The organism is Polaribacter aestuariivivens (genome assembly GCF_005885675.1).
Lineage (GTDB): Bacteria > Bacteroidota > Bacteroidia > Flavobacteriales > Flavobacteriaceae > Polaribacter > Polaribacter aestuariivivens.
On sequence record NZ_VANR01000001.1, the window covers coordinates 80,937 to 96,319 of the forward strand.

Annotated in this window: 11 protein-coding genes and 4 tRNA genes; 1 reads left to right on the forward strand and 14 read right to left on the reverse strand. The window is 29.5% G+C overall.

What is annotated here, in order from left to right; translation table 11 throughout:
• Window positions 1-52 precede the first annotated feature (52 nt).
• The 13 genes from FDT66_RS00330 to FDT66_RS00390 all read right to left on the reverse strand — a co-directional run bounded on the left by FDT66_RS00330 (window position 53) and on the right by FDT66_RS00390 (window position 8,513).
• A tRNA-Thr gene (locus FDT66_RS00330) sits at window positions 53-125 on the reverse strand.
• Between the two features lie 16 nt (window positions 126-141).
• A tRNA-Gly gene (locus FDT66_RS00335) sits at window positions 142-214 on the reverse strand.
• Window positions 215-227: 13 nt separating this feature from the next.
• Window positions 228-309 (reverse strand) — tRNA-Tyr (locus tag FDT66_RS00340).
• A gap of 57 nt (window positions 310-366) precedes the next feature.
• Window positions 367-440, reverse strand: a tRNA-Thr gene (locus FDT66_RS00345).
• A gap of 107 nt (window positions 441-547) precedes the next feature.
• Window positions 548-856: a ribosome hibernation-promoting factor, HPF/YfiA family gene (hpf, locus tag FDT66_RS00350; RefSeq protein ID WP_138534163.1), complete on the reverse strand. Its 309-nt coding sequence runs from the start codon at window positions 854-856 to the stop codon at window positions 548-550.
• Between the two features lie 6 nt (window positions 857-862).
• A complete protein-coding gene (locus FDT66_RS00355; RefSeq protein WP_138534164.1) occupies window positions 863-1,756 on the reverse strand; it encodes a tyrosine-type recombinase/integrase in 894 nt (297 codons plus the stop codon).
• Window positions 1,757-1,903: 147 nt separating this feature from the next.
• Window positions 1,904-2,101 (reverse strand): 30S ribosomal protein S21, encoded by a 198-nt coding sequence (gene rpsU / locus FDT66_RS00360; protein WP_091894421.1) that lies wholly within the window; start codon window positions 2,099-2,101, stop codon window positions 1,904-1,906.
• Window positions 2,102-2,541: 440 nt separating this feature from the next.
• A complete protein-coding gene (locus tag FDT66_RS00365; protein WP_138534165.1) occupies window positions 2,542-3,708 on the reverse strand; it encodes an acyl-CoA dehydrogenase family protein in 1,167 nt (388 codons plus the stop codon).
• A gap of 21 nt (window positions 3,709-3,729) precedes the next feature.
• Window positions 3,730-4,620, reverse strand: a complete 891-nt coding sequence (locus FDT66_RS00370; RefSeq protein ID WP_138534166.1) for a ComEA family DNA-binding protein — start codon at window positions 4,618-4,620, stop codon at window positions 3,730-3,732.
• Window positions 4,621-4,634: 14 nt separating this feature from the next.
• Window positions 4,635-6,302, reverse strand: coding sequence for an alanine/glycine:cation symporter family protein (locus tag FDT66_RS00375; protein WP_138534167.1), 1,668 nt, complete (start codon window positions 6,300-6,302; stop codon window positions 4,635-4,637).
• A gap of 86 nt (window positions 6,303-6,388) precedes the next feature.
• Window positions 6,389-7,288, reverse strand: a complete 900-nt coding sequence (locus FDT66_RS00380) for an SDR family oxidoreductase (protein ID WP_138534168.1) — start codon at window positions 7,286-7,288, stop codon at window positions 6,389-6,391.
• 1 nt (window position 7,289) lies between these two features.
• Window positions 7,290-8,288: a potassium channel family protein gene (locus tag FDT66_RS00385; RefSeq protein WP_138534169.1), complete on the reverse strand. Its 999-nt coding sequence runs from the start codon at window positions 8,286-8,288 to the stop codon at window positions 7,290-7,292.
• Between the two features lie 3 nt (window positions 8,289-8,291).
• Complete coding sequence (locus FDT66_RS00390) at window positions 8,292-8,513, reverse strand: PspC domain-containing protein (protein WP_138534170.1); 222 nt, start codon at window positions 8,511-8,513, stop codon at window positions 8,292-8,294.
• A 173-nt stretch (window positions 8,514-8,686) separates the two neighbouring features.
• Here FDT66_RS00390 and uvrA point away from each other — a divergent pair, with 173 nt between their 5' ends.
• Window positions 8,687-11,506, forward strand: a complete 2,820-nt coding sequence (uvrA, locus tag FDT66_RS00395; RefSeq protein WP_138534171.1) for an excinuclease ABC subunit UvrA — start codon at window positions 8,687-8,689, stop codon at window positions 11,504-11,506.
• A gap of 1 nt (window position 11,507) precedes the next feature.
• Here uvrA and FDT66_RS00400 read toward each other — a convergent pair whose 3' ends face one another.
• Complete coding sequence (locus FDT66_RS00400; protein ID WP_138534172.1) at window positions 11,508-15,287, reverse strand: transglutaminase domain-containing protein; 3,780 nt, start codon at window positions 15,285-15,287, stop codon at window positions 11,508-11,510.
• Between the last annotated feature and the right edge of the window lie 96 nt (window positions 15,288-15,383).

The window sequence follows — 15,383 nt, forward strand, 5'->3', positions numbered from 1 at the left end:
GATTTTAATTCTTAGTTTAAATATATTTAGTGTCTAATAATAATTTTAAATGAGCCAATGACGGGATTTGAACCCGTGACCTCATCCCTACCAAGGATGCGCTCTACCAACTGAGCTACATCGGCTTTGTTGATAATCTCGAGCGAAAGACCGGGTTCGAACCGGCGACATTCAGCTTGGAAGGCTGACGCTCTACCAACTGAGCTACTTTCGCAAAATGTAAATTGTGGGGAGAGCAGGATTCGAACCTGCGAAGACATAGTCAACGGAGTTACAGTCCGTCCTCGTTGGCCGCTTGAGTATCTCCCCTCTAATTTACTATTTTAATGAACTTAAAAAATCGCTTTACGATTCTTTTTAATTTTGAGCCGATGAAGGGACTCGAACCCCCGACCTGCTGATTACAAATCAGCTGCTCTAGCCAGCTGAGCTACATCGGCTTTTGTTGTAAAAAAACAACCCGCTATTTCTAACGGATTGCAAATGTATAAAGTTTTTTTATATTCTAAAACTTTTTGTAAATAATTTTTATGTTTTTTTTCAATTTTTATGAAATTAAAGAATCTCTATGTTTTTCTTTGGATCTTTTTAGCTGTCTTTTTAAATTATCAACTGCCGAATTGACGCCTTCTTCAAAGGTTTTTGTTTCTCTTTTTACTATCAACTCGCTTCCTGGAATATTTATTTTAATTTCTGTAATTTTATTTTCTTTATCGCTTGTGTTTTGAACTTTTAGAAAAACTTCTGCATCTACAATCTTATCGTGAAATTTCACTAATGATTCTACCTTTTTTTCAACAAACAAAATTAACTCTTTGTCTGCATTAAAATTAACGGACTGTGTGAATACTTTCATAATTAATTATTTTTTATTGCTCCTAGGGTGAGCTTGGTTATACACTTTTTTAATTGCATCAAGGCTATTGTGCGTATAGACTTGCGTTGAAGCTAAAGATGAATGCCCTAGCAATTCTTTAACTGAGTTTAAATCTGCTCCTTCGTTTAATAAGTGTGTTGCAAAAGAATGCCTTAAAATATGGGGACTCTTTTTTACCTTTGAAGAAACTTTACTAAAGTAAGTATTTATAATTCTGTAAACAAGAGTTTCATAAATTTTATTTCCTTTTTCTGTTATAAATAAAACGTCTTCTAATGAAGTGTATTGTTTTTTAAGTTCTAAATATTCTCTTAAAGTTTTTAGCACAGATTCTAAAAGCGGCACAAACCTCTCTTTGTTTCGTTTCCCTAAAATTTTAATTGTTTTATTAGAAAAGTTAATATCACTTTCTTTGATATTTACAAGTTCAATTCTTCTGATACCTGTTGAGTAGAAAAGTTCTAATATCAACTTGTTTCTTATTGAAACGAAATCTTTTTCTAAGTCGATTAGACTTAACACTTCTTCTACTTCTTTTACTGAAAATGGAACCTGTACTTTTTTTTCTACTTTTAAGGTTTTGTGTTTTGTTAGTGGATTACTATTTATTTGTGCTGTTTTTTGCAAAAATGTATAGAATGATTTTAACGAGGTTGCTTTTCTGTTTATACTTCTGTTCGAAATGCCTTGGTTTACTAAATTTACAATCCAACTTCTTACAATTGCGTAATTTACTTCTTGAAGTTTTTTTATATCGTATTCTGTTTCACAAAATTTTTTGAATGCTACTAAATCGGTTTTATAGGCTGTAATTGTATGTTTTGAATATTTTTTTTCTAAGGATAGGTATTCTAAAAAAGATGTAATAAGTGATTTCAATGTCCTATATTTAGTGTTCAAGAAACGTAAATTTAGGCAAAAAAAATCTCGTATTGTTTCCAATACGAGATTTATATTCTAAAAGTAGAATCTCTTAATGAGATATAGATGAATAAAATTGAAAATAATTCAATTTTATACTTTACTCTAACCTACTTCTTCTTGTGTTCTTAATTTTTGAACGTAAGATGCTTTTATTCTTTGAGCTCTCTTAGCTACAGATGGCTTTGTAAAGTTTTTTCTGTTACGTAAGTTTTTCATCGTTTTTGTACGATCAAATTTTCTTTTATAACGCTTTAACGCTCTATCTATATTCTCTCCTTCTTTTACAGGTATAATTAACATAAGTTGGCACCTCCCTTCATAGTATCTTTATATTTTGAATAGTTTTAAAACTATTTGGTTTATTTTTTGGACTGCAAATGTAATTACAAATAATGAATTGGCAATTTAAATTTGAATTATTTTTTAGAATAGCCTTTTGCGTTAGCGATTGAAACGGCATCCTTTTTTTATTTTTCTTAAAAAAAGATACAGTGGAAAGCGCGACCTTTTAGGGAACGCCCAAAAAAACTGGCTATTTTATATATGTTAATCTTTATATTCGACTGCTAGTGGAGAATTTGTTTTTACATAAAAAATATCCTGCAAAAAATCTGAAATCTTGCAGGATATTTTTAAGTACTGAATCTAAATTTTTTTTATGTATACAGTAGTTATTCTGTTTTTCGATTTTCTTTTTAGTGATAATTATAAATAATTTTCGTTTGAATCTTGATGAAAAATTAAGTTGCTGGTTTATATTCTTTGTTATCAATTACCATTTTTGCGATAATTTCTTTCAAAATTTCTGAGGTACCTCCTCCTATTGGTCCTAACCTACTATCTCTAAGTAAACGTGCCATAGGATAATCTTCCATATAACCATAACCTCCTAACAATTGTAGCGCGTCGTAAATTACTTCGTCTGCCATTTTGGTAGATAATAATTTGGACATACTTGCTTCTTTTACAACGTAATTTCCTTGATCTAACCTTTTTGTTATAGAGTAATTGTATTCTCTACACATATCTACCCTACTTGCCATTTCAGCAATTTTATGTCTTAAGGCTTGAAATTTATCTAATGATTTTCCAAAAGCAACTCTTTCTTGCATGTATTTAATGGCATAATCTAAAGCAAATTCTGCTCTAGCATGTGCATTTACACCCATTATTAATCGTTCTAAAGCAAAGTGTTGCATTATATATGGAAATCCTTTTCCTTCTTCTCCTAATAAATTTTCTGCTGGAATTACTACATTATCAAATGCAATTTCTCCTGTATCACTTGCACGCCAACCTAGTTTATTAAGTTTTGTTGCAGATATTCCTGGAGTATTTCTATCTACTACAAAAATACTAATGCCTTTATACTTGTCTTTAGGGTCAGTTTTTGCTGCTACTATTAAATAGTCTGAGTATACTCCATTTGTAATAAATGTTTTTGAACCATTTAAAATATATTGATCTCCATTTTTAATTGCTGTTGAGCGCATTCCTGCAACATCAGAACCTCCAAAAGGCTCTGTAATACATAAACATCCTATTTTATCTCCCTCCACACTTGGTATTAAATATTTTTGCTTAGTGGCTTCATTTGCTTCTTTATTTAAATGTGTCATAGCAAGAAACTCATGTGCCCACATTGCCGCTGCAAAACCTCCTGAATTTACTTTTTGTAATTCTTCTAAAAAAATAACGGTATAAAACAAATCTAAATCTAAACCTCCGTATTCTTCTGGAGTGCAAAGCCCAAAATACCCCATTTCTCCAAATTTCTTCCAAATGAAACGCTCTATAGTTCCAGTTTCTTCCCATTTTTCGATGTGAGGGACTACTTCTTTTTGTAAAAAATCTTTGAAACTTGCACGAAATGCTTCGTGTTCTTCAGTAAAATACATACTGTTCATATTGGTACGAATTTGAATTATTTATTTAGCCACCAAATATAAGACTATTCTATCGTATTTATCTAAAGGAAAACCCTTGATATTTGTTAATTCTTTTATATCTTGAAGTTCAGCAACTTCATCTCTATAATTAAATATCTTTTTACATAATTCATAGTCTATGTAGGGGTTTCTAAGCACTTCTTTAAAGGTTGCTGTATTTATATTTATTTTTTGAATGATTGGTTTTTCAATTATTCTAAAAGTATTTAACACTTTATTAGCAATATCTTTATCTAAATTCCACACTTCGTAGATTTGATTTTCAAACGAAAAACCTTGTAGTTTTTTTCGATAATTAATTATTCTTTCTGAAAATGCTGGCCCAATACCACTAATTGTTTGAAAATCTTTTGCAGTGGCTTTGTTAATGTCTGTTGAAGATATTTTGTGTTTTGGTTTTTTTGAGTAAAAAGATCTGTTTTCTTTTTGTGATGATGAAGTTTGACTTCTTTTAACAACCCAGTCTGGGAATTTGAAGTAAGGAGAAATTTTGTTAAGCAAACTATCTGAAACCTTTGTTACCTTTTGAAATTCTTTTTTAGAATTAACAAATTTATTGGTTTTACGATATGCTAAAAGGCGATCTATTTCTTCTAATGACATACCTAATTGTTCACCTTTGGCATCTGAAATATAATTGGGATTGAACGGAAATATCTTTGGTTTCTTAGCAGCTATTTCAGCGAGTTTAAGGCTATCTATCTGTTTATGAAATGCTAAAACTTCTGGTGAGTTTGTTGCTATTTTTTCTTCAGAAGAAAAATCTACAAAAACTATGATTGCTTGAAAAATTAAAATTAGAACTACTAATAGAAAAATCCCATTTCTTTGGCTTTTATTATACCAGAAATGGGATTTAAATATGTTCATTTTAACTGTTTTTATTACATATGGTCGTTTACGTCAATAGCTCCATCTTCAATTGCCTCTTCTTTTTTGCTAATTGCACTCATATATTTTGTTAGTTCTTTCTTAATTATAGGAGATAACATAATTACACCAATAATGTTTGGTACTACCATTGCAAAAATCATTGCATCTGAAAAGTCTATTACAGCACCCAAACTAATAGAAGCTCCAACAACTACAAACATTAAGAATAATATTTTATATACTAAATCTGTAATTTTTCCTTTACCGAATAAAAACTTCCAACCTTGCATACCATAGTAAGACCAAGAAATCATTGTTGAGAATGCGAATAATATTACTGCAATAGTTAATACAATTGAAAAATGAGGTATTACAGAATCGAAAGCAACAGCTGTTAACTCTACACCTTCTTTAATTTCTACACCATATTCCATAAATTGACCATCGAAATTAGTAATGATAATTACTAAGGCAGTCATTGTACAGATTACAACTGTATCTACAAATGGTTCTAACAGTGCTACTATACCTTCACTTGCTGGATATTTTGTTCTCACTGCAGAGTGTGCAATTGCTGCAGAACCAACACCTGCTTCGTTAGAGAATGCACCTCTACGAATACCCTGAATCATAACACCAATTAAACCTCCTGCAATTCCTAATCCAGAAAAAGCTCCTTCATAAATTAAGGCAAAGGCATCATCAATTAAACTAAAATTAGCAAATAGAATAATTAACGCCGCTAAAACATAAACTCCTGCCATAAAAGGAACTACTTTTTCTGTAACAGAAGCAATTCTTTTTATACCACCAATTATAACCACAGCTACTAAAACAGCCATGACAATACCAAAATACATTCCTGCATTTGGTCCAGTTAATTCAAATAATTTTGTAAACTGTGCAGCTGCTTGGTTTGCTTGAAACATGTTTCCTCCACCAAAAGAACCTCCAATTACAAAAATTGCAAATAAAACTGCTAAAAATTTACCTAAACCTCCAGCTCCTTTTTCTTTTAAACCTTTAGTTAAGTAATACATTGGCCCTCCATATACAGTCCCGTCTTCACCAACATCTCTATATTTTACACCTAAAGTACATTCTGCGAATTTTGACGCCATTCCTAAAAGACCTGCAATAATCATCCAAAAAGTTGCTCCTGGACCTCCAATTGACAAGGCTACTGCTACACCAGCAATATTACCTAAACCAACTGTTGCTGATAAAGCTGCAGTTAATGCTTGGAAATGAGAAACTTCACCATCTACACTTTCGTCTCTTATGGTTTCTATTAAATCTCCTCCTGGAGTATGATCTCCATAAGCTTCTTCACCTTTATCTTTATGCAAAACTACTTTTGGTGCATTTTCACCATAAAGTTTATCTACACCATGCTTTTCTATATCTTCATATTTCCCTCTAACTACTTGAATTGCTGTTAGAAACCCGGTGATGTTAATAAATTTAAAGTAAAATGTAAAGTATAATGCACCACCTATTAAAACAATTAATACCCAAGGGATTTGAAACGTATCTGAAAATGGAATTTCATAAAAAATAGCGTCTACGAACCAACCTGTATAATCTTTAAATGTGGCATCTATGCTATCTGTTGTACTTTGTGCAAATGATAAAATTGGAAATGCTAAAAGCAATAGCGAAAGAAGGTTTTTCTTCATAATAAGTTTTAATTAGTTTTAATTAACAGCACGCAATATCATAAAAAATTGCTCTTTTAACAACTTTTATGAGTTAAATATACTTTTTACATTAATTTTTCTTTAAATCTTTTCAGGTCTTCTTTAAAAGATTTTGGATAAAAATTTAATATAGTGTTTGTTTTTGTTAAGTCAAAACCTGTTTTGGGTGGTCTTGGTGCTGTTTGATTTAATGTGGATGTAGATATTGGTTTAATTAGGTTTTTATTTAAATTAAAAATATCGGCAATTTGTTGAGCAATTTCAAAAACACTTAACAATTCATTAGATGAGATATTGAAAATGCCAGTTGCTCTTTTATCAATAGAAATTTTACATGCCATTGCCAAATCTTCAACATAAGTTGGTGTTCTAAATTGATCGTTTACAATTGTAATTTCTTTTTGTTTTTCTAACATTTCTTTTACCCAAAGTACAATATTACTTCTACTCATATCAAAAACTTTTCCGTAGACTAATATGGTTCTTAAAATTGTATAATCAATATTTGAAGTTGTTAAAATATTTTCAGATTTTAATTTTGATAATCCATAATAGCTTAATGGATTTGGTTTGTCTGTTTCTTTATAATTTCCAGTTTTTCCGTCAAAAATAAAATCAGTAGAAATGTGTATTAAATGACTATTTATGGTTGATGAAACTTCTGCTAACCACTTTACAACCTCAACATTTAAAATATCACATGCTTTTTTATTGGTTTCACAGTCATCAACTTGAGTCATTGCTGCTGTATTAATAATAAAATCTGGATTAATTTTTTTAATTTCATTTTTTAATAAAGCTTCATTTGTAATATCAATTGAAATGTAACTGAAGTCTTTTCTTCCACTTCTATTTTTACCTCTTGAAAAACCAAAAACTTGATATTTATCTTTTTCTTTTAATAATAAGTCTAATAATGATTGCCCTAACAATCCGTTACTTCCTGTAATGATAATTTTATGCATACTAAAACAATTCTCTTAATTTTATAATTTGCTCTGGCCTACCTAAAACTATTAAATGCGAACCTTCTATTAATTTTATATCTGCTTCAGGGTTTATCACATAATCTTTATCTGGATTTCTAAAACCTATTACTGTGCAACCTGTTTGACGTCTTAAGTCCAAATCTAGTATTGTTTTGTTTAAATATTTTTTCGGTAAATCGTCTACAGCTATTTCTTCTAAATTTGCTGTGGTTTCACCTTCAATGGTTAATCTATCAACAAATTCTATGACATCTGGAGTAGTAACTAATGACGCCATGTGGTTTCCACCTAATTTATCGGGCATGATTACATTGTCTGCACCTGCAATTTTTAATTTACTGTACGAACTTTCATTTGAAGCTCTACTAATAACTTTACAGTTTTTATTTAATTGACTTGCTGTTAATACTACAAATAAATTATCAGCATCAGAAGGTAGTGCTGTTATTAAAAATGCTGCATTTTCTATACCTGCTTTAAGTAAAGTTTCATCTAAAGTGGCATCACCTTCAATATTTAAAATATTTTCTGAGTCTAGAATATCAGTCATTTCTTTATTCTTTTCGACCACTACAAACTTTTTATTGTAATTATTTAATTTTAAAATGGCTTGTTTTCCATTTCTACCAAAACCACAAACTATGGTATGACCTTTTAAATATGCTATTTGCTTTTCCACTTTTCTGTGTTTAAAATGTTCAAATAATTTACCACTTACCAAATATTCTGAAAATGCAGATACTGCATAACCAAATAAAATAATACTGGTTAAAATTAAAAAAATTGTAAATACTTTTTCTTGAGGCGAAAAAGGTTGTAATTCACCAAACCCAACTGTAGTAACTGTAATTACTGTCATGTAAACAGCATCTACAAAATTATAGTTGGAAAGCCACATATAACCAATTGTACCAGCAGCTAATGTAGAAATTGCTAGTAGTACAATTCTATTTATTTTGGATTGTAAAATTATCATAAATTATAAATCGAAAACAGAACTTCTTTTGGTATAAATCTTATCTTTTAACTTTAATAAAAACGCCATCGTTAAATACAATCCAAAAGACAAACCTGCTGTAAAAAAGGTTACATAAATAAAAAACAAGCGTACGTTTAATGCACGCATTCCTAATCTGTCTGCCAATCTAGAAAAAACACCATAACCATGTCTTTCAAAAAAATGCCTAATGGAATCTATCATTTTTTATTAAATATAATGCAAGATACTATTTTATGACGTTTTAAATTAAAAAAATAATATTGATTTTGATGAAAATAACTTTTACCAAAAACAATGTTAAAGGTTTTTAATTTGCATTAGAAATTAAATTTGTATTGATTAACTTTGCGCTTTTCCTAAAAAAATAGGCAGATTTGAAAGACCAAGAATATATAGAAGTTTACGGAGCAAGAGTTCATAATTTAAAAAATATTGATGTTAAAATTCCTCGTGAAAAATTAGTTGTAATAACTGGTTTGAGTGGAAGTGGAAAATCTTCATTGGCTTTTGACACGATTTATGTGGAAGGTCAAAGACGTTATATTGAAACTTTTTCTGCTTATGCAAGACAGTTTTTAGGAGGCTTAGAAAGACCTGATGTAGATAAAATTGATGGACTTTCACCTGTTATTTCAATAGAGCAAAAAACCACCAACAAAAGTCCACGATCTACAGTTGGCACTATTACAGAAATTTACGATTTTTTACGTCTTTTATTTGCTAGAGCTGCAGATGCTTACTCTTACAACACCAATGAAAAAATGGTGAGTTATTCTGATGAACAAATAAAAGAACTTATTTTAACAGATTTTGCTGATAAAAAAATTGCTGTTTTAGCACCTTTAATTAAATCTAGAAAAGGGCATTATCGTGAACTTTTTGAGCAAATTTCTAAACAAGGCTTTTTACGAGTTCGTGTAGATGGTGAAATTAGAGAAATCGAAAAAGGCATGAAGCTAGATCGTTACAAAACTCATGATATTGAGGTTGTAATTGACAGATTAGCAATAAACGAGTCTTCTGAAAAAAGATTAGACGAAACTATTAAAACAGCTTTGTACTCTGGTAATAATATAATGATGGTTATTGATGTTGACGACAACAATCCTCGTTATTTTAGTAGAGAATTGATGTGTCCAACAACAGGAATTGCCTATCCAAATCCGGAACCTAATACATTTTCTTTCAATTCTCCAAAAGGTGCATGTAGTTCTTGTAATGGCTTAGGTATTACAAACGAAATTAATCTAAAGAAAGTAATTCCAGATGATGCTATTTCAATTAAAAATGGTGGAATTGTTCCTTTAGGAGAACAAAAAAATAGTTGGATTTTTAAACAAATTCAAAATATTGCAGAACGATACAAGTTTAAACTAACAGATCCAATAAAAAACATTCCGAAAGAAGCCTTAGAAATTATTTTACACGGTGGAAACGAATCTTTTGAAATTGAATCTAAAACAGTTGGTGTTACAAGAAATTATAAGATAGATTTTGAAGGTATTGTAGCATTTATAAGCAACCAATATGACCATGCAGAAAGCACATCTATAAAACGTTGGGCAAAAAACTTTATGGACGAAGTAACCTGCTCTACCTGTAATGGAAAACGTCTAAAAAAAGAAGCTCTTCATTTTAAAATTACTGATAAAAACATTAGTGATTTAGCCCAAATGGATGTAACTGAATTAGCTTCTTGGTTTAAAAATATCGAAAAAGAATTATCTGAAAAGCAAATAACTATTGCCACAGAAATCTTAAAAGAAATAAGAACTAGAATTCAGTTTTTATTAGATGTAGGTTTAGATTATTTAACTCTGGACAGAACCTCAAAATCACTTTCTGGAGGTGAAGCTCAAAGAATTCGTTTGGCAACACAAATTGGTTCACAATTGGTAGGCGTTTTATATATTTTAGACGAACCTAGCATTGGTTTACATCAAAGAGATAATGAAAAACTAATAGATTCTTTGGTAAAATTAAGAGATATTGGAAACTCTGTTTTAGTGGTAGAACATGACCAAGATATGATAGAAAAAGCAGATTTTGTTTTTGATATTGGTCCTGGCGCAGGAAAACATGGTGGAGAAATTGTTTCCGCAGGAACTTTTGCTGAATTAAAAAAACAACGAACTTTAACAGCAGATTATATAACTGGAAGAAAAAAAATTAAAGTTCCTGCCAAAAGAAGAAAAGGAAATGGAAAAACCATTAAACTAAAAGGTGCCACTGGAAATAATTTGAAAAATGTTTCTGTTGAATTTCCTTTAGGAAAAATGATTTGTGTAACTGGCGTTTCTGGAAGTGGAAAATCGACTTTAATTAACGAAACGTTATACCCAATTTTAAACGCTCATATTTACAGAGGTGTTAAAGTTCCAATGCCTTACAAAAAAATTGAGGGCTTAGAACACGTAGATAAAGTGATTGATATTGATCAATCTCCAATTGGTAGAACTCCAAGATCAAATCCAGCTACTTACACGAAAACATTTGACGAAATTAGAAGTTTATTTGCCAAAACACCAGAGGCTGCTATTCGTGGTTATAAACCTGGGCGCTTTTCTTTTAATGTAAAAGGTGGTCGTTGTGAGACTTGTCAAGGTGGTGGAGTTCGTGTTATAGAAATGAACTTTTTACCAGATGTACAAGTAGAATGTGAAACGTGTCAAGGAAAACGTTTTAACAGAGAAACTTTAGAAATTCGTTACAAAGGAAAATCTATTTCTGACGTTTTAAATATGACTATTGAAGATGCTACAGATTTCTTTGAAATGATTCCTAAAATACACAGGAAGTTAAAAACCATAAAAGATGTTGGTTTGGGCTACATTACTTTAGGCCAACAATCTACCACACTTTCTGGTGGTGAAGCACAAAGAATAAAATTAGCAGCAGAACTTTCTAAAAGAGATACTGGAAATACATTTTATATTTTAGATGAACCTACAACTGGTTTACATTTTGAAGACATTCGTGTGCTAATGGAAGTATTGAATAAATTAGCAAACAAAGGAAATACTGTACTAATTATTGAACATAATTTAGATGTTGTAAAATTAGCAGATTATATAATTGATGTGGGTATGGAAGGTGGAAAAAAAGGCGGAAAAATTTTAGTCACTGGAACTCCAGAAGAAGTTGCCAAACATACTAAAAGTTATACCGCCCAATTTTTAAAAAAATTACTATAAATTATTTATAGCCAATTAGTATATCTTTTGCTTTTAAAACATCGTCTACGTATTTTTTAAACTCAGGATACTCTTCTACAGAAATATCACTTAAATCTGGTTTTCCTATAAATTCAATTTTTAATTGATTATCACTTATAGATTCGAAAGTGATTTTATATTCGTGTTTTTTATAGTTTAGAGATTTGTTGGCAGGTATTTCTATAAACTTCTTTTCTTTCGGAATTTCAATAGTATAGGTTGTTTTATAAAAATTTGCATTTTCATAATTTTGATACATAATTGGATATTTTCGTTTTTCTAAACTAACAATATCTGCATTGTAAGCGTGAGAAATCATTGGTAGTTTAAAAAATGTCATAGACCCCATTTCATTCATCTTATCTTTAATATGCATTTTAGTTGTGTAAGAAATAAACTCTCCTCCTTTTTTCGCCTTGATATTTGTAATGGTGTCCAAAACCAAGCCATCACCTATTCTACCTTTAAAATCGTCTGAAATATCTTTTTGAATCAAATCATAGCTATCATTACCAAAAATACTGAAATAAGCTGATGCTAAACTTCCAGATATTTTAGCATCTACAACCATCGTTTGTGTTTTTTTATCATCAACAATTAAAGAAATTTCAGAAATATTGTTAGACTGTATTCCTTTCATATTGGTTAAGTGAAATAAATTATAATCTTTACCAGTATTAGATTTATAAGGAATTTCTAAACCTGTTGCGTTTAACAAACTGTTTGGTACAGATTTAAAAGGTAAGTTTTTATCTGTAAGTTCTAAAAATTGATCTTCTCCATTCAATTTTACTTTTACAATACAGTGATTGAAATCTTGTGAAGGAACTAATAACGATTTTTTTCCATAATCTGAGGTAAGTATTAAAACCAAGTTTACATCCAAGCCTGCTTTTCTTCCAAAAGTGGCAAATAGTGTAGAAAAATCTTTACAATCTCCTAATTTAGAGGAAATTGTTTTGACTGGTTTCTGTGGAATAAAACCACTTTGTTTAAACTCTACAAAACTATAGTTAAAGTTATTCATTATGTAATAGTAAATTCTTTTTGCTCTTTCTTCTTCCGATAATTTAGTTACATCTTTTTCTGGAAAAATTTCATTGAATTTCTTTTCTACTTCACTATTAAAAATAGATTGAGAGCGAACCAAATCTGAATACCAAGTTGCGATTTCATTCCAAGATTTTATAGTACTAATATGTAAAACTCTTGCATAATCTGCAGATGATGGTCTATAATCTTCAGACTTTGGTAATTCTTTGGCATTTACCAATTCCCAAGTATGTATGGTATAATCTTTATTATTTTTTTTGGAGTAAGGCAATTTTCCATTTGCTACTTCATATATAAAATCTGTGTTTTTAGGTGCTATAAAAGTATACTTTGTTCTTAAACAGTAATTTTCTGAATCAAACTGATACGCATCTACATAATCTTTATAAAATCTACCAGAACCTGTTGTTAAATATTGGTAAGATATATGAATTACATCACCTACTTCTAAACCGTTAAAAACAAAGTTAGATTTTGTTCTTTCTGCAGGAACAATACTTTTGTCTTTTTTAATAATTTCTGATTTTAAAATGTTGTAATTACCTGTTAAACCTAAATTATATTCTTTATAATTTTCTACACCAGAAGCTGAAGTCATTTCATATAAAAAAGTACTTTTAGATTTTATTGAGCCTGTTTCATAAAGTTGCACAACTCTATCATCTAACAAAATATTTACACCATAATTATTTTCTGTTTTTTTATTTCTATTTGCTTCTACATATTTATAAACTTCTTTTTGTGCGTAAACATCTACCAAACTTCCTTGTCTAGAAAGTGTTTCTATCTTATTTAACAAACTAGAATTACCATTGTTGTATATCAAAGATTTTTTATAATACTTTAATGCTTCTTTTTTATTTCCAAGCTGCTGTTGTGCATTTCCCATATATTCCATCGCTAAGAAAGAATAAGGGTAATTTTGAATTATTTTATTTATGTAGGGTAAAGATTCTTTAAACCTTTTGTACTCATGCTGCTTTTTTACTAAGGTGAATAAAAATTCATTTTCTCCAGGAAAATTTTCATGATATTCTTTATACATGTTAAGCACATCATCTTTTCTGTCTAATTTATCATAATACCTAGCCAAACCTGCAACTAAAGTTGGACTAAATTTTTTCCTTAATACTTTTTCATATTCACTAATTGTTTTTTCTTGTTCTTGAAAAACAGTTTCGTAAAGAGGTATAAAACGTTGTAAAACTGTAACTCTATCAGCTGCAGCGTCATGTAACAAATTCATTGTTTCTCTTAACGATGTCATATCTTCATTACGAGCATCTAAAACAAATTTGGCTATGTATTTTAAAACAGGATAATTGGTTGCTTTGGTTAATTTTGCTAAAAAAACCTCTAACTCTTTTATATCCATTTGAGTTAGTTTTGTAAACTCCGCTGTTTTTTTAACCAAAGAGTAATAGTAATCTGGATCATCTAAATAAATATTTCTATTTATTTCATTTACAGAATTAAAATCTCCTTCATAACTAAAACTATAGGTTTTTAAAATTCTTAATAATGACGATTTTGGATACTCTTCTAAAAGCGGATTTAAAATTGTATTTATATCCTCATATCTTTGATTTCTCAAATAAAGATTCATTAAGGCGTACTTGTAAAAAAAGTCATTTGGATTTGCAGCAATTTTATTGATGAAAAATTCTGCAATATTATCATCAACTTTTACAGGATTAATAGTAGTAATACTTCCAACATTATATTTTTTAAACTCGTTAGAATATGATAAACCTTCAACTGGTTTTCCTTCTGTATCTGAAAATCTTGCAATAAAATAAGGTGTACCATTATTTTCTGCATTTTTAATTAAAAGTCTGCTTGTACCTTTTGGTAAGGTAACGTTTACTATATAAGCATCTATATCTGTACCTACATCTTTTGTGTTTTCATAAATTAAAACATCATTTAACCAAACTTTAAAAGCTGAGGAATTTCCAATTCGTAATTGTACTCTTTTTTCAGTATCAGAATTAATAAAAGTTTGTGCATAATGAACTCCATAACCATACTCTGAATGATTTGTAAAAAATTGATATGTTTCATTTGTATATGCTTTATTTGGTACATACCATGAAACATTTCCGTTTGAATTTGCATTGAATTCTTTGTCGTTTTTCGCATAAGTTTCTGGCTCGTACTCTTTATCTAAACCACTTTTATTAAGGTTTTCAAAAACGCCGCAAAACTGCCAATTTTTAATTACTGGTATTGTAGCCAACTTATTTTTGTAGCTTTCGTAGTTTTTATTGTCTCTATTTTTTACTGCTTTTACATATTGTAAAGCATGTTTAATTGTTTGATTGTTAAATTCATCAACTTCAAAAGCATCAATAACGCTACTATTTGAGTTATGAAAACCAGTGGTTAAATAACTATCAAAAATGAAAGGGTTGTTCCAAAAAGCATAAACATAATACTCGTAATTATCAAATTTTTTTAATTGCTCTATAAATCCGTCAGAAGCACCATTAATTAAACCGTTTTCGTTTCTTAAAATTTCGTTGGTAATTAAAGTTTCAATAGAATTTTTATAATTTTTATTTTTACTAATAAATTCTTCAGAAGCTGCTGTAGGTTGGTTTTTTAATAATAAATTCCAATAAGAATCTATTTTATTTTGTGAAATTGTAGCTGTAAAAATAAAGCACGTTAAAATGCTTAGGAGTAAATGTTTTCTTTTATTCATAGTTAATTTTAAATTGGAAAGTTGCAAATCTAATTATTTGAAATAAACATCACAATTCTATTTACTAAATTCTTAAAAAAGAACTAATTTAGCATT

Excerpts from the sequence above, each read along its gene's own strand:
- hpf (WP_138534163.1), bottom strand. The coding sequence starts at position 856 with ATGAAAGTATTCACACAGTCCGTTAATTTTAATGCAGACAAAGAGTTA.
- rpsU (WP_091894421.1), bottom strand. The coding sequence starts at position 2,101 with ATGTTAATTATACCTGTAAAAGAAGGAGAGAATATAGATAGAGCGTTA.
- FDT66_RS00365 (WP_138534165.1), bottom strand. The coding sequence starts at position 3,708 with ATGAACAGTATGTATTTTACTGAAGAACACGAAGCATTTCGTGCAAGT.
- FDT66_RS00370 (WP_138534166.1), bottom strand. The coding sequence starts at position 4,620 with ATGAACATATTTAAATCCCATTTCTGGTATAATAAAAGCCAAAGAAAT.
- FDT66_RS00375 (WP_138534167.1), bottom strand. The coding sequence starts at position 6,302 with ATGAAGAAAAACCTTCTTTCGCTATTGCTTTTAGCATTTCCAATTTTA.
- FDT66_RS00380 (WP_138534168.1), bottom strand. The coding sequence starts at position 7,288 with ATGCATAAAATTATCATTACAGGAAGTAACGGATTGTTAGGGCAATCA.
- FDT66_RS00385 (WP_138534169.1), bottom strand. The coding sequence starts at position 8,288 with ATGATAATTTTACAATCCAAAATAAATAGAATTGTACTACTAGCAATT.
- FDT66_RS00390 (WP_138534170.1), bottom strand. The coding sequence starts at position 8,513 with ATGATAGATTCCATTAGGCATTTTTTTGAAAGACATGGTTATGGTGTT.
- FDT66_RS00400 (WP_138534172.1), bottom strand. The coding sequence starts at position 15,287 with ATGAATAAAAGAAAACATTTACTCCTAAGCATTTTAACGTGCTTTATT.